We start from the raw sequence: 19,841 nt of genomic DNA, 5'->3' as shown, positions 1-19,841 counted from the left end.
CTCCAGTTTGTTTTTAAAAAATGTTAGGGCATCAACTGGCCGCCATTGACCTCGAGGATCTGGCCCGTCATGTAGCCAGATAAAACGTCATCGGCCAAGAAAAGATAGGCGCCCACGCAATCATCAGGCTCGCCGGTACGGCCCATTGGAATGCTCTTGCGCGCGCCTTCCAATTGCGCCGCACTGGAGTTGCGCACGTGGAAGTCGGTGAGGATCACACCCGGCGCCACCCCGTTCACACGCACGCCAAACGGCGCCATCTCGCGCGCCAACACACGCGTCATGGTGCTCACAAAAGCCTTAGCCGCGCCGTACAGGCCCACGCCGTCGCCACCACCCGTACGGGCGGCGATCGACGTGGTGTTGACCATGCTGCCGCGCCCGGCCTGGCGCATCACGGGTGCAGCGGCGCGGCACACGGCAAAGGCGGCGTGCACGTTCAGGCCCATCACGCGGTCGTAGTCTTCGTCGCTGGCTTGTTCCAGCGGGCGGCGGCCAAACATATCACCAGCGTTGTTGATCAACACATCTAGGCCGCCAAACGCGTCCACCGTTTGGCTCACTAACCGGTCGGCCACGCTGCGGTCTTGCAGGTCACCACCGAGGGTGATGGCGTTGCCGCCGGCCGCACGGATGGCGGCGGCCACACTCTCGGCACCATCGCGGTTGTGGGCGTAGTGCACGGCCACCTGCGCACCCTTGGCGCCAAAGGCCAGCGCCACCGCTGCGCCAATGCCCGAGCCGCCGCCGGTCACCAGCACGCGGCGGCCGGCGAATTGCAGGGCTTTTGAAAAGTCGATCATGCTGAAATCTCCTGAGGTTGTTTTTCTGTGCCTTGCGGCGCTGCCGCTGTCTTGCGCAGGCCTTCGACCAGCGTCATCGCGTACTGCGCCGCGTCGACCATGCTGTCGGCACTGGCGATGCCTTTGCCGGCAATGTCGAACGCCGTGCCGTGGTCAACCGAGGTGCGCAGAATCGGCAGGCCCAGCGTGATGTTGACGCCGCTGACCGCGTTCCACGCGCCGGTGGCCGGGTCGATGGAAAAGCCCAGCAGCTTCACCGGAATGTGCCCCTGGTCGTGGAACATCGCCACCACCGCGTCGAACTGGCCCGCGCGCAATTTGATGAACACCGTGTCGCCCGCCCAAGGGCCGGTCACGGAGTGCCCGGCGGCCGCGTATTCGGCCACGATGGGGGCGATGATTTCGCCGTCTTCCTTGCCCAAAATGCCGCCCTCGCCCGCATGCGGGTTCAACCCCGCCACGGCGATGCGCGGCTGTGCGATGCCCAGCGCGCGCAGCGCGTTCAGCGTCACGTCCAACACGCGGCGCAGGCGCACCGGCGTAAGGCGCTTGGGCACTTCAGACAGCGGGCAGTGGGTGGACACGTGGCTCACACGCATGCCGCCGTGCGCCAGCATCATCACGCCGTCGCGCATGCCGGTAAGGTGCGCCAGCATCTCGGTATGGCCTTCAAACGGATAACCCGCCAGGTGCAGCGCCTCTTTGCACAAAGGCGCGGTGACGATGGCGTCGATCTTGCCGGCCTGCGTCATCTGCACGGCACGCTCCACGGCCAGGTAAGACCACATACCGGCGGCAGCCGAGACCTGGCCTACAGGCATGTCGCCCTCGACCGGGCCGACGTCCACCATGTGCAGCGGCGCCGCGTCCAAATCGAGCAAAGCGCTGGCCCGTTGCAGCGCCGCGCCGCTGCCAAACACCTGCAGCTCCACACGGCCTTGTTGCACCAGGTCGCGCATGTGGTGCGCGGCCTTGACGATGATCTCGGGGCCGATGCCGGCCGGGTCGCCCATGGTCAGGGCCAGGCGGATGGGTGCGGTCATGGTGTGGGTTCCTTCTCGGCCAACAAGGCCAGTAATGCAGAGAGATCGTCCGGCGCACCAAAGGCACCGGAGCGTGAATAACAAGTGACGCCGTGCCACGCACCACCTTGCAGGCGTGCACAGCCCCAGCCGCTGCGCGGGCCCGCGCCAGCCAGAAGACTTTGCACACCCGCCGCGCGGCACAGGGCCAGCAAGGTGTCGCCTCCCACCACGACCAGGTTGTCGGGCCGGGGCAATGTGTCGACCAGTTGCCGCGTGCGCTGGCGCAGCAAATCTTCGGCAGCCGCAGCCGATAGCGGCTCGGCGCTGGCCAGGTCGGCGCAGTGCACGCCAGCAGCGGCTAACCCCTGAAGCGTCACCAATTGACCACGCAACACCGGATGGCGGCTGGCCGTGACCACATGGGTCAACCCAGCTTGAATAGCACTCGCAGCGGTTGGCGTCGGCCGGGCCGACAGCGCTTGCGCCAAGCCCGCACTGCCGCACCACAGCCAACGCTCGGCATGTGGTTGGTGCGCCTGCAGCGCCAGCGCTGCCAGATCGGCATCAGAGGTGACGTCGGGAATCAGCACCTGGCCTTGACCGCCTTCGGCCAAGTCGTGCCCGAGCCGCGCCACCACGCCGTGCAAGGCAAACACCTCCAGCAACGACGGGCCGTTGGCCTCAGAGCTTGTTGGGTGTGGCGGGTGCGGCGTGCCCACCCAATGCTGCCCGCCACGGGTGAAGCGGCCTTGCGCCGGATAGGCCGGGGCAAATACCACGCCGTCAAAACCACCGTGGCGCAGCAGCCAGGCGACCTCGGCAAAGCTGTTGCCGCGCAGCAGGCTGTCGACCTTTTTGAAGGCGGCATAACCTGGCGCGGTGAACCACGGCAGGCTGGCTTGCAGCGCGCTGACCATGGCGCCGTGCAGCACGTCGCGCGTGCCGGTGCCGAGTGCTTGCACGGGTGACGTAGCGGCCTCCAAAGCATCCATTGGCGGCGCTAAATACACAGGGACGGGCGCCACGCCCGCAAACATCGCCGCGCTGTCGAGTGCGCCGGTCAGATCGTCCGCCAGGATGCGCCAGCGCCGCTTGTGGTGCTTCATGCCACCGAGACCTGCGTCACCTTCACGCCCGCCTGCTGCAGCCCTTCCAAGGCCAGCGGCGGCACACCGCTGTTTGTGATCACTTCGCTGAATGCGTCTAGCGCGCAAATCGTCATGAAGGCACGCGGGCGGAATTTGGAGGCGTCGACCAGCAGCCGTTTGGTATGCGCGGCCTGCATCAACGCGCGTTTGACGGCGGCCACTTCGGGGTCGGTTTCAGACAACACACCGTCGGTGACGGCGTGGGCGCCCATCAGCAAAACGTCGGCGCGGATTTGCTTGGCGCCGGTGAGCACTTCGTCGCCCATCAAGGTGTTGCTGCCCGCGCGCAGCATGCCGCCCAACACATGCACGCGGATCAGCGTGCTGGTGCCGAGCAACTGCGCCACGGCCAAATCGTTGGTCACGGCGACGAGCGGCATGCGCCGCTCCAGCGTGGCGCGCGCGGCCTCCATCACGGTGCTGCCGCTGTCGAAGATCACGCTTTGGCCGGGCTCCAACCCAGCGGCCGCCGCATAGCCGATGGCGCGCTTTTCACGCGGCGACAACTCGGCGGCGGCCACCGGGTCGGGCTCGAAAGTGCTGTAGTGCTGCTGGCGCAACAAGGCGCCGCCGTGGGTGCGGTCGAGCACACCATCGGCCTCCAGCGCATCGAGGTCGCGGCGCAGTGTGGAGACCGAAGCGTCCATAGCCTGCGCCAGTTGTTGCAGGGTGACGGCGCCATGGCGGCGCAGGAAATCGACGATGCGGTCACGGCGCTGGCTGGGCAGCAGCGAAACCATGGCGAGTTGGGGCGAACGAGAGGATGACGTCATGACGTTTGGAAGATTTTGCTAGGGCTTTCACCTAGTACCCGGCTTTTCACACCGATAGATGTTGATTCATTTTGGAAGATTGTGGAAGAATTTGACGCAAGTTGCAAGATTCTCGTTTTGCAACCTTTCAACAGCCCAGACAACGAAAAAAACCGGAGACCTTGTTCATGTTGATTTCCCGCCTTATTCCTTCCGCACTGTCACGCCGCAGCGTGCTCAGTGCCATGGCCTGCGCCGCCGTTGCCAGCGTTTCCACCCTGCCAATGCTGGCCCAAGCAGACACCTACCCCAGCAAACCCATCACCTTGGTGGTGCCCTACCCAGCCGGCGGCGCCAACGATGCCGTGGGCCGCCTGGTGGGCCAAAAGCTGGCCGAAACGCTGGGCCAACCCATCATCATCGACAACCGCCCCGGCGCTGGTACCACCATCGGTGCGGCGATTGCGGCACGCGCCCCGGCCGACGGCTACACACTGGTGCTGGGCTCCCTGGCCAGCAACGCCGTGAGCCCGCACCTCATACCCAACCCCGGCTACGACGCGCTGAAAGACTTCGCGCCCATCGGCCTGATTGGCGTGGCACCCATCGTTGCCACGGTGAACAAGGAGTCGCCCTACACCACGCTGAAATCGCTGGTCGACGATGCGAAGAAGCACCCCGGTGAAGTGATGTATGGCTCGGCCGGCAATGGCTCGCCGCTGCACCTGGCGGGCGAGTTGTTCAACCAGTCTGCGGGCATCAACATGACCCACGTGCCCTACAAGGGCGGCAACGCGCACACCATGGATTTGATTGGCGGGCGCCTGGCGGTGATCTTCGACACCACCACCGCCGCCATGCCGATGATCAAGGGCGACAAGGTGCGAGCCATCGCCGTGGCGTCGCCCACCCGCCTGCCCGATTTGCCGAACGTGCCCACCTTTGCCGAGGCCGGCTACCCTACGTTTGAAGTGCAAGGCTGGTACGCGCTGTACGCGCCCGCAAAAACACCACCCGAAATCCTGGCGCGGCTCAGCGCCGACCTGGGCAAGGTGATGCAGATGCCCGAGGTGGACAGCAAACTCAAGGCCCTGGCCGTGAAGCCCGCCTATGGCTCGCCGCAAGAACTCGGCGCGTTTACCCAGACCGAATTCGTGAAGTACGGCAAGGTCATCAAGATGGCCAACATCAAGGCCGATTGAGTTCCGCGCCTGCGGTAACCGCTAGCGCATGCTCGGGTGCTTGGCAAAAAGGTCTGCCGTCCAATCGACGAACGAGCGCACTTTGGCGCTGAGGTGGCGGTTGGGCGGGTAGACCACGTAGACCGGCACGGGCTCGATCTTCCAGTCGTGCAGCACTTCCACCAGCTGGCCGTTGGCCAAGTAAGGCTCGGCCATGAAGGTGACCAACTGCGCCACGCCCAGACCGGCCAGCGCGGCTTCCAGGTAGGCATTGCTCTCGTTCACGGCCACGCGGTAGGGGCCGCTGAGTTCAATGCGTTCACCATCTTTGGAGAAGTCGTGACCCATCAAGCGCCCGGTGCGGGGTGAGAAGTAGCGCACCAGGTTGTGGCCAGGCTGCTCCAACTCCAGCGGGTGTTGCGGCGTGCCGTGGCGGCGCAGGTAGTCGGGCGTGGCCACGCTCAAAAACGACAGGTTGGCAATGCGCCGCGCCACCAAAGACTGTTCGGTCAACTCGCCGCCCCGGATCACGCAGTCCACGTTGTCGGTGATCAAATCCACAGGGCGATCACTCACGCCTAGGTCGAGTTGGATATCGGGGTACTTGTCGTAAAAGGTAGAGAGCGCGGGAATGATCAGCAAACGCGCCACCGATGAGCCCACGTCCACGCGCAGCCGCCCGCTCGGCGTGGCTTGGGCGTTGGCCATGCTGGCTTCCAGTTCGTCCAGATCAGCCAACAGGCGCGCGGTGCGCTCGAAGTAGGCGGCGCCATCGGGCGTCACCGTCACGCGGCGCGTGGTGCGGTTGAGCAGCTTCACGCGCAGCCGTGCTTCCAAGTGCTGTACCAGCTTGGTCACCGTGCCCTTGGGCAAGCCCAGCGAGTCGGCCGCCTTGGTAAAGGTACCGGCTTCAACCACCCGGGCAAATACGCGCATCGTCTGGATTTGGTCCATTTGCCTGTCATTCCTCCGCGTCTTATTGGGCGCGGATCATCTCACGTAGAAAATGGCTGATTGTTAGTCGTTTGGAAACAGTGAACTGGCAAATCAGCCATTTATCTAACAGTAGCCAGCATCTACATTTACTCACACCAGCCACTATGCCGTCTAGTCAAAGTAAAGCCATGAACACCCGTACCGCCTCTGCCACTGCAACGTCCGCCGCGCCCCACGCGGAGGTGGACATGCAGATCCAGCTCGCCACCCGTGGCGTGGTGGCGGTGCGCCAGTACGGTCAGCGCTCACCCCGTGTGGGCGGTGCGGCTGGCCTGGGCAACCCGGTGGTGCTGCACTTCCACGGCGGCGCGTTTGTCGCCGGCGGCCTGGACGACGGCGCCTGTGTGGCGCGTTTGCTGGCCGATTCGGGCGCCGTGGTGTTGTCGCTGGCCTACCCACTGGCCCCCGTGCATCCCTTCCCCGAAGGTGTGGAAGTGGGCTATGAAGTGCTCGAATGGGTGCACAAACACCGCGTCAAACTGGCCGGCCAAGGTGCCCGCGTGTTTGTGGCCGGTGAAGAAGCCGGTGGCAACATTGCCGCCGCCGTGGCCGTCATCGCCCGCGACCGCGCACAACCCCCACTGGCCGGGCAGATTTTGGTTTCGCCCATGCTCGACCCCTGCGTGGCCACCCCTTCGCAACGCGACGACGTCAACCGCCAGAACGGTCCTGTAGTCTGCAAATGGGCCGAAGGCTGGAAGCAATACCTGCGCTGCCCCATGGACGCCGAGCACCCCTACGCTGTGCCGGGTGGCTCGCGTCGCCTGGCGCAACTGCCGCCCACCCTGGTGATGAGCGGTGCCGACGATCCGATGCGCGACGAAGCCCGTGCCTACGCCGACAAACTTGGCCAGGCTGGCATCGACGTCACCTACCGTGTATTGCCCGCCGCAGGCTGGCCCGAAACCTTGATTGGCCCGCCCGTTGGCGAATGCGCCTGTGCGGTCACTGTTCGCGAGCACCTGCGCGAATTCTTCCACCCCGCTGCGACAGGTGCAGCCGCAGCCCCAGGGTGTTGATGCCGTAGCGGCCCCACCCACGTAAACCGACCCCTAGCCGTTGACTTGGCCCATTGAGCCCAGGCTGGCCGCTGCATTGCCTGCATGACCTGCAGGTAGATGCCGCATACCGAGACAAACCCGCCTTTGCGCACCCTTCACGGGGTTTGCAGCGGCACCTATTTTTTGTTTTTGACTTTTATTTATTTGAAGACCGGAGGATTGCCATGAACAAGACTGATCAAACCAACGCCAGCCCCACCAACCTACCCCTGCGCCGTAGCGTGGTCTGGACCACCGCCGCCATCGTGACAGCCGTGGCCGCCGCCACCGGCATCAGCTTCGGGCTGCACAGCAGCAATGCCGTCGCCAGCGCAGCACCGGCGGCACCACAAGCCATTCCGGTGTCAGTCGCTACCGTGGCTGAAAGCCAGGTCAACGCCTGGTCGGAATTCTCCGGCCGCCTGGAAGCCGTCGAACGCGTGGACATCCGCTCGCGTGTATCGGGTGCCGTGCAATCGGTGCACTTCCGCGAAGGCGCGCTGGTGCAAAAGGGTGACTTGCTGATCACCATCGACCCCGCCCCCTACGCCGCCGAAGTGGAACGCAGCCAAGCGCAACTGGCCGCCGCCCAAGCCCGCGTGCAACACACGCAAAGCGAACACGAACGCGCCAAGCGCCTGTGGGCCGAACAAGCCATCGCCCAACGCGAGTTGGACGAACGTGTGAACGCCCTGCGTGAAGCCGAAGCCAACCTGCGTGCCGCACAAGCCGCCCTGCAAACCACCAAGCTCAGCCTGGACTACACCCAGGTGCGCGCCCCCGTGGCCGGCCGTGTGGGCAAGTTGGAAGTCACCGTGGGCAACCTGGTGGCCTCGGGCCCTGGCGCACCGGTGCTGACCACGCTGGTCTCCATCAGCCCGATCTACGCCAGCTTTGATGCCGACGAAGGCGTCATCGCCCGCGCACTGAAAGACGTGCCCAGCCACAACGGCGCCCGCGCCCTGGGCAACATCCCCGTGCAGATGGGCACTGCCGCCACCAGCGACACGCCCATCAAGGGCCGCCTGCAACTGGTCGACAACCAGGTCGACGCCAAGAGCGGCACGCTGCGTGTGCGCGCCATTTTTGACAACGCCGACGGCAGCCTGATCCCCGGCCAGTTTGCCCGCATCCGCATGGGCCAGCCCAAGGCAGAAGCTGCTGTGCTGGTGAACGAACGCGCCGTGGGCACCGACCAGGACAAGAAGTTCGTGATGGTGGTCGGCAACGACAACACCGTGGCCTACCGCGAAGTCACGCTGGGCGCATCGGTCAACGGCCTGCGCGTCGTCACCAAGGGATTGGCCGCTGGCGACAAGTTGGTGGTCAACGGTTTGCAGCGTGTGCGCCCCGGCGCGCTGGTGGCCCCAGAGATGGTGCCCATGGACGGCAGCAAGCCAGCAGCAGCCTCGGCCGAGAAATTGGCGAAGTCCTGAGATCAGGAGCGAGGGACTCCCCAACGGAGAAATAGAACATGAACTTCACTAAATTTTTTATCGACCGCCCGATCTTCGCGGGTGTGCTGTCGCTGCTGATCCTGATCTCGGGTTTGCTGGCCATGCGCGCTCTGCCGATTTCCGAGTATCCCGAAGTCGCGCCACCGCAAGTGGTGGTGCGCGCCACCTACCCCGGCGCCAACCCCAAGGTGATCGCCGAGACCGTCGCCACGCCACTCGAAGAGCAGATCAACGGTGTGGAAGGCATGCTCTACATGGGCAGCCAAGCCACCACCGACGGCGTGATGACGCTGACCGTGACCTTCAAGCTCGGCACCGACCCCGACAAAGCACAACAGTTGGTACAGAACCGCGTCTCGCAAGCCGAGCCGCGCCTGCCCGAAGAAGTGCGCCGTTTGGGGGTGACCACCGTCAAGAGCGCGCCCGACCTGACCATGGTCGTCCACCTGTTGTCGCCCAACAAGCGCTACGACATCAACTACCTGCGCAACTACGCAGTGCTGAACGTCAAAGACCGTTTGGCACGTATCCAAGGCGTGGGCCAGGTACAGATCTTCGGCGGTGGCGACTACGCGATGCGCGTCTGGCTCGACCCGCAAAAGGTGGCACAGCGCGGCCTCTCGGCCAGTGATGTGGTGGCGGCCATTCGAGGCCAGAATATCCAGGCCGCAGCCGGTGTGGTGGGTGCATCGCCCGGCCTGGCCGGTGTCGACATGCAACTGTCGATCAATGCACAAGGCCGTCTGCAAAGCGAAGAAGAGTTTGGTGACATCATCGTCAAGACCAGCGCCGATGGCGCGGTGACCCGCCTGCGCGACATTGGCCGCCTGGAAATGGGCGCTGCCGATTATTCGCTGCGCTCGCTGCTGAACAACGACGCCGCCGTGGGCATGGGTGTGTTCCAGTCGCCTGGCTCCAACGCGCTCGACATCTCGCGTGACGTGCGTGCCACCATGGCCGAACTCAACAAGAACATGCCCGAAGGCGTGGAGTTCCGCATCGCCTACGACCCCACACAGTTTGTGCGCGCCTCGATTGAATCGGTCGTGCACACGCTGCTCGAAGCCATTGCCCTGGTGGTGCTGGTGGTGATTCTGTTCCTGCAGACGTGGCGCGCTTCCATCATCCCGTTGCTGGCGGTTCCAGTGTCGGTGGTGGGCACGTTTGCCGTGCTGCACATTCTGGGCTTCTCGATCAACGCTTTAAGCTTGTTCGGCCTGGTGCTGGCCATCGGCATTGTGGTGGACGACGCCATCGTGGTGGTGGAAAACGTCGAACGCAACATCGAAGCCGGCCTGTCGCCGCGCGACGCGACTTACCGCGCCATGCGTGAAGTGTCGGGCCCGATCATCGCCATCGCCCTGGTGCTGGTCGCCGTGTTTGTGCCGCTGGCTTTCATCAGCGGTTTGACGGGTCAGTTCTACAAGCAGTTTGCGGTGACGATCGCCATCTCCACCGTGATCTCGGCCATCAACTCGCTGACGTTATCGCCAGCGCTCGCCGCCCTGTTGCTGCGCAGCCACGACGCCCCCAAAGACGCGCTGACGCGTGGCATGGACAAGGTGTTTGGCGGCTTCTTCCGCGCCTTCAACCGCTTCTTCCACCGTGGCTCCGAAGCCTATAGCGGCGGCGTGAAGTCCGTCATCGGTCGCAAGGCCTTGATGATGGTGATCTACCTGGCGCTGATCGGCGTCACCTTCGGCCTGTTCAAGGCCGTGCCCAGCGGCTTTGTGCCAGCGCAAGACAAGCAATACCTGATTGGTTTTGCGCAGCTGCCTGATGGCGCCACGCTGGACCGCACCGAAGACGTGATCAAACGCATGGGCGACATCGTCAAGCAAAACCCCAATGTGGAAGACGCCATTGCCTTCCCCGGCTTGTCGATCAACGGCTTCACCAACAGCTCGAACTCGGGCATTGTGTTTGCCACGCTCAAGCCGTTTGAAGAACGCAAGCGCGGCGACCAAAGCGGGGGTGCCGTGGCCGGCCAATTGAACCAAGCCTTTGGCAGCATTCAAGACGCGTTCATCGTGATGTTCCCACCGCCACCCGTGGCCGGTTTGGGCACCACCGGCGGCTTCAAGCTGCAGTTGGAAGACCGTGGTGGCCTGGGCTACGACGAGATGGACAAGGCCGTCAAAGCCTTCATGGCCAAGGCTTACCAAACGCCAGAACTCGCCGGTATGTTCACCAGCTGGCAAGTCAACGTGCCACAGCTCTACGCCGACATCGACCGCACCAAGGCGCGCCAATTGGGTGTGCCCGTGACCGACATCTTCGACACCATGCAGATCTACCTGGGTAGCCTGTACGCCAACGACTTCAACAAGTTTGGCCGCACCTACAGCGTGCGTGTGCAAGCCGATGCGCCTTACCGTGCACGTGCCGAAGACGTGGGCCTGCTGAAGGTGCGCTCCAACACCGGCGAAATGGTGCCGCTGTCAGCGCTGATGAAGGTGAATTCGAGCTTCGGCCCGGAACGCGCCATGCGCTACAACGGCTACCTGGCCGCCGACATCAACGGTGGCCCAGCCCCCGGCTTCTCGTCCGGCCAAGCGCAAGATGCCATCAACCGCATCGCCGCTGAAACGCTGCCCAAGGGCGTGAGCTTTGAATGGACCGAGCTGACCTACCAAGAGATCTTGGCCGGTAACTCTGCCTTCCTGGTGTTCCCGCTGGCGATTCTGTTGGTGTTCCTGGTGTTGGCTGCGCAGTACGAAAGCCTGACGCTGCCGCTGGCCATCATCTTGATCGTGCCCATGGGCATCCTGGCGGCCATGACCGGCGTGTGGATCCACGGGGGTGACAACAACGTGTTCACACAAATCGGGCTCATTGTGCTAGTGGGGCTCTCTGCGAAGAACGCGATTCTGATCGTCGAGTTTGCGCGTGAGCTGGAGTTTGCCGGCCGCACACCTGTGCAGGCTGCCATTGAAGCCAGCCGCCTGCGCCTGCGCCCGATTCTGATGACCTCGTTGGCCTTCGTCATGGGTGTGCTGCCCCTGGTGTTGTCCACCGGCGCCGGTGCCGAAATGCGCTCGGCCATGGGTGTGGCGGTGTTCGCCGGCATGATTGGTGTGACCGCCTTCGGCTTGTTCCTCACGCCGGTGTTCTATGTGCTGATGCGCCGCCTGGCGGGTAACCGTGCACTCAAGTTGCATGGCACCGAGCCGCACACCGAAGAGGCGTTTGTCTCGGCCGATACGCCTGTGATCGGCCACGGTGGCGGCAATGCGCGCCCCCTGCCTGCCGCACCACTGAACCCACTGGAATAAACCATTTGTTGCGCCGCAGCCAAGCGCTGCGGCCTTCAAGGAGATTCAACATGAAGACCTCATTTTTCCGCCCTGCCCTGGCTCCACTACTCGCGGCCCTGGTGCTCGCCGGTTGCGCCACGGCCCCGGCCGTAGACCCCCAAGCCATTGCCGCTGCCCCCGCTGCGTTCAAAGAAACCAGCAGCACCGAGCAGTGGGTGAAAGCCACGCCATCTGAAGCCGCCGACCGTGGCGCCTGGTGGCTGGTGTTCAACGATCCGCAACTGAATGCGCTGATCGAACAAGCCGGCCAACGCAACACCAGCATCGCCGAAGCGGCCTCGCGCGTGGCACAAGCACAAGCCTTGCTGCGCAACGCACAGTCCGACCAATCGCCGCAAGTCGGCCTGGGCGCAGGCGTGAACCGCGCCGCCGGTGCCGACAGCGCCTCTGGCAGCACCGTGCCCGCCAGCATTGGCACAGCCGGCCTGCGTTTCTCGTACGAACTGGATCTGTTTGGCAAACTCTCGCGCGCCACCGATGCCGCCAGCCTGGACGCGCAAAGCCGCGCCGCGCTCTTGCAAAGCACGCGCCTGCTGGTGCAAGCCGACGTGGCCCAAACCTACCTGTCGCTGCGCGCACTCGACGCCGAACGCACCCTGGTGCGCGAAACCGTTGAGGCCTACCGCAACACCCTGCGCCTGACCGAACGCCGCCAACAAGCCGGCGACTTGGCCGAGCTCGACGTGGCGCGTGCCGCCACCGAAGTCGCATCCACCGAATCGGATGCCTTGGCTCTAGACCGCCAACGCGCCGCACTCGAACACGCGCTCGCCGTGTTGGTCGGCGAAGCCGCCTCCAACTTCAGCGTGAAGCCACTCGACCAGGCTGACTGGCGCGCCGCATTGCCGAGCATTCCCGCTGGCGTGCCCGCGACCGTGTTGACGCGCCGCCCCGACATCGCCGCCGCACAAAGCAATCTGCTGGCCGCACAAGCGCGCGTGGGCGTGGCACAAACCGCCTGGTTCCCCAGCGTGTCGTTGACGGCTGCTGGCGGCTACGCTTCCACCGAACTCGGCGACGTGTTCAAGTGGGGTGCACGCGCTTGGGGCGTGGGTGCTTTGCTGTCGCTGCCGCTGTTTGACGGCGGCCGCCGCGAAGCTGGCATCCAACAAGCCAACGCACAGCTGGACGGTGCCACCGCCGCTTACCGTGGCCAGGTGCTGGGTGCATTCAAAGAGGTGGAAGACCAACTCTCGGCCCTGCGCCTGCTGGCCCAGCAAACCCAGGCACAAGACCGCGCTGTGGATTCCGCCACACGTGCCACACGCATCAGCGACGTGCGTTACCGCAACGGTTTGGTGAGCCAGTTGGACCTGCTGGACGCCCGCCGCAGCGAGCTGCGCAACCGCCGCCAGGCCGTGGAAGTGCGCTCGGCGCAATACCAATCCACCGTGATGTTGATCCGTGCGCTGGGTGGCGGCTGGGATGTACAGGCACAAGGCACGGCCCCAGCGCCGCGCACACTGGCCATCGCCAAAACCGGCGACTGAAGCAACGCGCAAAAAGAAGTGAAGAAAGCGCCGCAATACCTGCAATACCTGCCATAGGTTGACAGGTATTGCGGCGCAAACTCCTTTGAACCCACACGTTCTCAGGAGTCCACATGCCCCCCTTGTCTCTCGAACTCCACGCCCCCAGCGACTTTGATTTCATCATGGGCGACTGGGTGGTGTTGCACCGCCGGCTCAACCTGCGCCTGGTCCACTGCCAGGAATGGACGACGTTTAAAGGCGAATCGTCCACCACCAAAATTCTCGGTGGCTACGGCAATCTGGAAGACAACCTTTTGCACTTTCCAGAAGGCGCGGTACGCGCCGTGGCCATGCGCTCGTACGACCGCGACACCCACACTTGGTCGATCTGGTGGCTGGATGTGCGCAACCCCAACGCGTTGGACACGCCGGTGCGCGGCAGGTTCAACGACGGCGTGGGCACGTTCTACGCCGATGATGTCCTCGACGGCAAGCCCATCCGTGTACGCTTCATCTGGACACCAGGCCATGAAAACCGCCCGCAATGGGAGCAGGCGTTTTCACCTGATAGCGGGGCCACGTGGGAGACCAACTGGACCATGACGTTCACGCCCGCGACAGCACCAACCTAGGCCACACAACGGCCGGTGCATGCGGCCCGCCTTGATCGGCCTTTATCGGCATTTATAGTCGGCGCATGCTTTTTCTCCCCCATCTTCACCTGCTGCGCTCTCTGGCGGCAGTGGCAGAAACCGGCAGCAGCCAGAAGGCCGCAGCCTTGCTGCACGTGGCGCAGTCGTCGGTGGCGCGCGCGGTGGTGCGTTTGGAAGAAGAACTCGGCGCCCCGCTGTTCGAGCGCACCGGGCGCGGCATGGTCGCCACACCGCAAGGGCAACAACTGGCTTTGCGTGCAGCGCGTGCATTGCAGCAGTTTGCCCAGGCCGACCAACACCGCAACCGGCGCAGTGGCGGTGGTGACTGGCACAGCAGCCCGTTGGCGCTGGGCGTAGAACCACGGCACATCGGCGCATTGCAAGCGGTGGCCGAGGGCGGGAGCGAGCGCCGTGCGGCGCAAAGCTTGGGCATCAGCCAGTCGGCGGTGCACCAGTCGCTGGCGCAGTTGGAACACATGGGTGGTGCAGCGTTGTTCATCCGCGCACGCAGCGGCTTGAAGCTGGACGACGCGGGCGAAACACTGCTGCAAGCCGCGCGCCTGGCCCTGGCTGAGCTGCGCCAGGCCGGCGAAGAATGGCACACCGATGTAGGCCCGTTGCAAGGCCATCTGGTGGTGGGCACGCTGCCGTTTTCTACCGCCATGCTGCTGCCGCCCGCCGTCGAACATTTGCTGGCCCGCGAGCCCGCTGTGCGCTTGGTGATTGTGGATGGCACCTTTGAGGCCTTGGTGCAGCAGTTGCGCCGCGCCGAGGTGGATTTCATTGTGGGTGCGCTGCGCAGTAGCCCCCCATCGGACGACGTCACGCAAGAAGTGTTGTTTGACGACCGGCTGGCGGTGATTGTGCGCGGCGGCCACCCGCTGGCGCAGCCGAAAAACAAGCGCCGCAAACTCGCCTGGGCCGATCTGCAAAACGCCAGTTGGGTCTTGCCCATGCCCGACACCCCGGCCGAAACCGCGCTCACGCAAATGCTGCGCGCCGCCGGCCTGCCCTTCCCCGCCGACCAGGTGCGCGCCAACAGCGCCATGATGATGCTGGCGATGCTGGCCACCAGCGACCGCCTGGCGCTGATGTCGCCTCGCCAGGTGGCGCGCGAAATACAGGCCGGCCTGCTGACGGTGCTGCCGCTGCAGGCGCAGCATGTGGACCGGCGCATCGGTTTGATGCAGCGCAACAACTACCTGCCCACGCCTGCTGCCGCACTGCTGCAAGAAGCTTTCCGCGCGGTCGCCGAAGCCCTGCGCGCCGAGGCTCATCAATAAGCAAATTGCATAGCTCATCGCCGCTACGCATTGGACGACTGCGCCGCCGCCCTGCACACTGTTGGCAGTTAAGGCTACGCTGAACAAGTCCCAGCATGCGCGCTCGAGTCAAAAATGAGATGGATTGGCCGCCCGCGTTGTGCAGCACAGGCTCCCTGCCTGTGCAAACAATCGGGTGGTCAAGACGCTCATTTTTGGCCGAGCCCTTCGGGGTGTGGCTTTGCGGGCGATCTGCGTTGTTACGAAACCAGGCAAGCCAGACGGCTTGCCTTGGGTTTCGCGCCTAGCAGCTCATCCCGCAAAGACACGCCGCGCATGCTGCGACTTATTCAGCGTAGCCTTAAGCCCACAAAAAGACAGGAGACAACCCCATGCACAAGCGCAAGCTTCTTCACACTCTGGCCGCCACCGCGTTGGCCTGCAGCCTTGGCACCGCCTTCGCACAAGACAACACCTTCAAGGTCGGCCTGATCTTGCCCTTGACCGGCCCCTTCGCCTCCACCGGCAAACAACTGGAGGCCGCAGCGCGCCTGTACATGGCGCAAAACGGCGACAGCGTGGCCGGCAAGAAAGTGCAGTTGATCGTGAAGGACGACACCGGCCTGCCCGAAGTCACCAAACGCCTGGCGCAAGAGCTGGTGGTCACCGACAAGGTGCAGGTGCTGGCCGGCTTTGGGCTCACGCCGCTGGCCATGGCCACCGCGCCGATTGCCACGCAGTCGAAAACGCCGATGGTGGTGATGGCCGCCGCCACCGCCAGCATCACAGAGGCCTCGCCCTACGTGGTGCGCACCAGCTTCACCGTGCCGCAGGTGGTCACGGTGCTGGCCGATTGGGCGGCCAAGAACAACATCAAAAAAGTAGTGACGCTGGTGACCGACTACGCCCCCGGTGTGGATTCTGAAACCTGGTTCAACCAGCGTTTTGTGGCGCAGGGCGGCACGGTGGTCGAGACGCTGCGCGTGCCGCTGCGCAACCCTGACTTCGCGCCCTTCCTGCAAAAGGTGCGCGACATCAAACCCGATGCGCTGTTCACCTTTGTGCCGGCCGGTGTGGGCTCGGCGCTGATGAAGCAGTTTGCCGAGCGCGGCATGGACAAGGCCGGCATCCGCGTGATCGCCGAAGGCAGCGTGACCGACGACGACATTCTGGACGGCATGGGCGACGTGGCGCTGGGCGTGGTCACCGCGCACCACTACTCGGCGGCACACAACTCGCCCACCAACAAGGCGTTTGTCGAAGCCTTCGGCAAAGCCAACGGCGGCACACGCCCCAACTTCATGGCCGTAGGTGCCTATGACGGCATGCACATCATCTACGACGCGGCCAAAGCCACCAAAGGCGAAGGCGGCGATGCGCTGCTGCAAGCCATGAAGGGCCAGACGTTCGAGAGCCCACGCGGGCCGGTGTTGATCGACCCGCAGACCCGCGACGTGGTGCACAACATCTACGTGCGCAAGGTTGAAAAAGTCGGTGGCCAACTCTGGAACACCGAGGTGCAGACCTTCACGGCGGTGAAAGACCCCGCCAAGGCAGCCAAGTAACTTTAGCAATTCAGCCAACATGCAAACACTGGTTCTTCTTCCCGGCTTGATGTGCAACGCGCAGGTCTGGTCGCCGCTCTACCCCTGGCTGCCCGCCGACGTGAAACCTTGGGTGGCCGACTACGGCCCCGCGCAGAACCTGCAGGTGATGGCGCACCAGGTGCTGGAACAGGCGCCACCGCGTTTTGCGCTGGCCGGCCACTCGATGGGTGGCCGGGTCGCGTTGGAAGTGGTGCGCATGGCGCCAGAGCGCGTCACCCGTGTGGCGCTGCTCGACACCGGCTACCTGGCGCGGCCCGCTGGCGAAGCCGGTGAGCGCGAGGCTGCCAAGCGGTATGAGTTGCTGGAAGTGGCGCGCACCCAAGGCGTACGGGCGATGGCGCAAACCTGGGTGCAGGGCATGGTGCACCCCGCGCGCCTGCAAGATGCCACGTTGGTCGAAGAAGTGCTGGCGATGTTCGAGCATAAAACCGCCGACATCTTTGCCAGCCAGATCAAGGCGCTGCTGGACCGCCCCGATGCCTCTGATGTGCTGCGTTCGCTGATGATGCCCACGCTGCTGCAATGCGGCGCGCAAGACAGTTGGGCGTCGCCCGCGCAGCATGCCGAGATGCACCAACTGGTGCCGCGAGCGGCGCTCGACGTCATTCCCGACGCGGGCCACATGGCCCCGATGGAGCGCCCACAGGCCGTCGCCGACAGCCTGGCGCGCTGGCTGCGCAGCGAGGCGTAGCCCAGCCATCCACGGTGGCTCCTGCGCCGGAGCCACCTCTGCCCCCTTCCCTAGCCTGGCCCCAGCCCAGCACGTACGGATGAGCGGCTAGATCAGGCGCACAGCATCCACTTGAATCAACTGGCGAGCCTCTCAACCAAGGTTCGGCGAGGCAATTCACACCCGGCCTCAAGGGTTAGCCTGTTCTGCTCCAATAGCGTGTCCTTTTAGACGCTGGCCTTTGCCAGCAAACGCACCCGGCCTCGCGACACGATCTCGCTTTATATTTGGGGCCCCATCCATGAAATTTTCCAAACGCTTTTTCCCACCGGCGCGCACGGCTTCGTTTGCCGCGCTGTCCGGCATCGCCTGCCTGGCGACGGCACAAACGCCTGCTGAGCCGGTTACCCCGCCAGCCGCCGAGCCACCAGCGCTACGCGCCATGGTCGTCACCGCCACCCGCACCGAGGCCGACCCGCTGAACGTGCCCGCGTCCATCGACCGGGTAGAAGGCCAAGGCATCCATCTGGGCAAGGCTCAGGTCAACATTTCGGAAAGCCTGGGCGGCGTGCCAGGCCTGGCCGCACGCGACCGGCAAAACTACGCGCAAGACGTGCAGATCTCGGTGCGCGGTTTCGGCGCGCGCTCCAGCTTCGGCATTCGCGGGGTGCGGCTCTACGTGGACAACATTCCGGCCACCCTGCCCGATGGCCAGGGCCAGATCTCGCACGTCGACCTGAGCTCGGCCGGGCGCATCGAGGTGTTGCGTGGGCCGTTCTCGGCCTTGTATGGCAACTCGTCGGGCGGTGTGCTGCAAGTCTTCACCGAAGAAGGCCACGGCGCGCCGCGCCTCACCTTGTCGGCCGGCGTGGGCAGCGATGGTCTGCGACGCTACGGCGTGCAGGCCAGCGGCAATTCTGGTGAGAACGATAGCGGTGTGGGTTACGTGCTGTCGGCCAGCCAGTTCAACACCGATGGCTACCGCGACCACAGCCAGGCCGAGCGTACCTTGGCCAACGCCAAGCTCACGCTGAAGCCAACCGAGGACGGCAAACTCACGCTGGTGGCCAACCGCGTCGTGCTGCCCGAAGCACAAGACCCCTTGGGGTTGACGCGTGCGCAGTTCACCGCCAACCCGCGCGGCGTGGACCCCGTGGCGCTGACCTTCAACACCCGCAAGTCCATGGACCAGACCCAAGTGGGCCTGGTGTACGAGCACCGCTTGAACGCGGCCAACGCGTTTCAGGTGACGCTGTACGGCGGCGAACGCAGCACCACGCAGTACCAGGCCATTCCCGTGGCCGTGCAACTCAACCCGCTGCACCCCGGCGGGGTGATTGCCCTCGACCGCGACTACGGCGGCACCGACCTCCGCTGGACCTGGCGCGGCAAGGCTGCCGACGCTCCCCTCACGGTGGTGGGTGGGCTGTCGTACGACGGCCTGTGGGAAAACCGCCGTGGCTATGAGAACTTCATCGGCACCACCACCGGCGTGGAAGGCAAATTGCGCCGCGACGAGCGCAACCACGTCACCAGCTTCGACCAATACCTACAAGCCGAGTGGAAACCGGCCCCGCGCTGGACGGTAAACGCAGGCGTGCGCCACAGCGGCATTCGCTTCGATTCTGAAGACCACTACGTGACGGCCGTCAACCCCAACGACACCGGCAGCGCCAACTACGGCGCCACCTTGCCGGTGCTGGGCGCCAGCTATGCGCTGGACAACGGCATGCGTGTGTATGCCTCGGCCGGCAAAGGTTTCGAGACGCCAACCTTGAACGAACTGTCATACCGCCCGAACGGCCAAACCGGCCTGAACTTCGGTTTGACTGCCGCCACCAGCCGCAGTGTCGAGGTCGGTGTCAAATCACTCTCCGAGCAAATGGGCGAGTGGACGGCGGCCGTGTTCCGCACCGAGACCGACAACGAAATCTCCACGTTGACCAGCGTCGGTGGCCGCGCCACGTACCAGAATGCGGGTCGCACACGGCGCAACGGTTTCGAGTTGGGCTGGTCGCAAGAATTTCAAAAGAACGTGCGTGCCCAAGTGGCCTACACCGCGCTGGACGCGCGCTACTCTGAAGGCCCCTCGGCCGGCAACCGCATTCCGGGGTTGGCGCAAAACAGCCTGTTCGCCAGCGCCACTTGGGCACCTCCCCAAGGTTGGCGTGCGGGCTTGGAATGGCGGGTGTTGAGCCAGGTCTATGTGAACGACCTCAACTCTGACGCGGCCGCAGGCTACGGCATTGGCTCGGCCTTCGTCGGCTACTTGACCAAGCTCGGCGCCTGGGAGGTTGAAGGCTTTGCGCGCACCGACAATTTCTTGAACAAACGCTACATCGGCTCGGTGATCGTCAACGAGGGCAACAGCCGATTCTTTGAACCCGCCCCCGGCCGCACCTGGCTGGTGGGCTTATCGGCCAGCTTGCCGTTTTAAACCTTGGCAGAAGATCGGAAT

At 64.4% G+C, this 19,841-nt stretch carries 15 protein-coding genes; 10 read left to right on the top strand and 5 right to left on the bottom strand.

Annotated features, from left to right (window positions below; genetic code table 11):
• Window positions 1–23 precede the first annotated feature (23 nt).
• From ACPWMG_RS05575 to ACPWMG_RS05560, 4 genes are read right to left on the bottom strand one after another with little or no spacing between them, the layout of a single operon-like run.
• Window positions 24–803, bottom strand: coding sequence for an SDR family NAD(P)-dependent oxidoreductase (locus ACPWMG_RS05575; RefSeq protein WP_483303667.1), 780 nt, complete (start codon window positions 801–803; stop codon window positions 24–26).
• A complete protein-coding gene (gene pdxA, locus ACPWMG_RS05570; RefSeq protein ID WP_483303666.1) occupies window positions 800–1,846 on the bottom strand; it encodes a 4-hydroxythreonine-4-phosphate dehydrogenase PdxA in 1,047 nt (348 codons plus the stop codon). The genes ACPWMG_RS05575 and pdxA overlap by 4 nt, the downstream gene beginning before the upstream one ends.
• Window positions 1,843–2,934 (bottom strand): four-carbon acid sugar kinase family protein, encoded by a 1,092-nt coding sequence (locus ACPWMG_RS05565; RefSeq protein WP_483303665.1) that lies wholly within the window; start codon window positions 2,932–2,934, stop codon window positions 1,843–1,845. The genes pdxA and ACPWMG_RS05565 overlap by 4 nt, the downstream gene beginning before the upstream one ends.
• Window positions 2,931–3,749, bottom strand: a complete 819-nt coding sequence (locus ACPWMG_RS05560) for a DeoR/GlpR family DNA-binding transcription regulator (RefSeq protein ID WP_483303664.1) — start codon at window positions 3,747–3,749, stop codon at window positions 2,931–2,933. Before ACPWMG_RS05560 ends, ACPWMG_RS05565 begins: the two co-directional genes overlap by 4 nt.
• Window positions 3,750–3,916: 167 nt before the next feature.
• Here ACPWMG_RS05560 and ACPWMG_RS05555 point away from each other — a divergent pair, with 167 nt between their 5' ends.
• Window positions 3,917–4,930, top strand: coding sequence for a Bug family tripartite tricarboxylate transporter substrate binding protein (locus ACPWMG_RS05555; protein ID WP_483303663.1), 1,014 nt, complete (start codon window positions 3,917–3,919; stop codon window positions 4,928–4,930).
• Window positions 4,931–4,951: 21 nt separating this feature from the next.
• Here the strand turns inward: ACPWMG_RS05555 and ACPWMG_RS05550 are convergent, their stop codons facing one another.
• Entirely contained in the window at window positions 4,952–5,863 is a 912-nt protein-coding gene (locus tag ACPWMG_RS05550) for a LysR family transcriptional regulator (protein WP_483303662.1), read from the bottom strand.
• Between the two features lie 170 nt (window positions 5,864–6,033).
• Between ACPWMG_RS05550 and ACPWMG_RS05545 the strand changes: the two genes are divergently transcribed.
• From ACPWMG_RS05545 to ACPWMG_RS05505, 9 genes are all read left to right on the top strand, one after another.
• Window positions 6,034–6,924, top strand: coding sequence for an alpha/beta hydrolase (locus tag ACPWMG_RS05545; RefSeq protein WP_483303661.1), 891 nt, complete (start codon window positions 6,034–6,036; stop codon window positions 6,922–6,924).
• Window positions 6,925–7,130: 206 nt separating this feature from the next.
• Entirely contained in the window at window positions 7,131–8,381 is a 1,251-nt protein-coding gene (locus tag ACPWMG_RS05540) for an efflux RND transporter periplasmic adaptor subunit (protein WP_483303660.1), read from the top strand.
• Between the two features lie 38 nt (window positions 8,382–8,419).
• On the top strand, window positions 8,420–11,677 hold the full coding sequence (locus ACPWMG_RS05535) for an efflux RND transporter permease subunit (RefSeq protein ID WP_483303659.1): 3,258 nt from the start codon (window positions 8,420–8,422) through the stop codon (window positions 11,675–11,677).
• Window positions 11,678–11,727: 50 nt separating this feature from the next.
• Entirely contained in the window at window positions 11,728–13,209 is a 1,482-nt protein-coding gene (locus tag ACPWMG_RS05530) for an efflux transporter outer membrane subunit (protein ID WP_483303658.1), read from the top strand.
• A gap of 113 nt (window positions 13,210–13,322) precedes the next feature.
• The gene (locus ACPWMG_RS05525; protein ID WP_483303657.1) at window positions 13,323–13,823 is read left to right on the top strand and encodes a DUF1579 domain-containing protein; all 501 of its coding nucleotides are present in this window, start codon (window positions 13,323–13,325) and stop codon (window positions 13,821–13,823) included.
• A gap of 65 nt (window positions 13,824–13,888) precedes the next feature.
• Entirely contained in the window at window positions 13,889–15,127 is a 1,239-nt protein-coding gene (locus tag ACPWMG_RS05520) for a LysR family transcriptional regulator (RefSeq protein WP_483303656.1), read from the top strand.
• Window positions 15,128–15,498: 371 nt separating this feature from the next.
• Entirely contained in the window at window positions 15,499–16,671 is a 1,173-nt protein-coding gene (locus ACPWMG_RS05515) for an ABC transporter substrate-binding protein (protein WP_483303655.1), read from the top strand.
• A 19-nt stretch (window positions 16,672–16,690) separates the two neighbouring features.
• Window positions 16,691–17,404 carry an alpha/beta fold hydrolase gene (locus ACPWMG_RS05510; RefSeq protein WP_483303654.1) on the top strand — a complete coding sequence of 238 codons (714 nt, stop codon included), beginning with the start codon at window positions 16,691–16,693 and terminating at the stop codon, window positions 17,402–17,404.
• A gap of 280 nt (window positions 17,405–17,684) precedes the next feature.
• Entirely contained in the window at window positions 17,685–19,820 is a 2,136-nt protein-coding gene (locus ACPWMG_RS05505; protein ID WP_483303653.1) for a TonB-dependent receptor family protein, read from the top strand.
• Window positions 19,821–19,841 lie beyond the last annotated feature (21 nt).

The organism is Hydrophilobacter chitinilyticus (genome assembly GCF_049860745.1).
Taxonomy (GTDB): domain Bacteria; phylum Pseudomonadota; class Gammaproteobacteria; order Burkholderiales; family Burkholderiaceae_C; genus Rhodoferax_B.
This window is presented reverse-complemented; position numbering and strand designations above follow the sequence as displayed.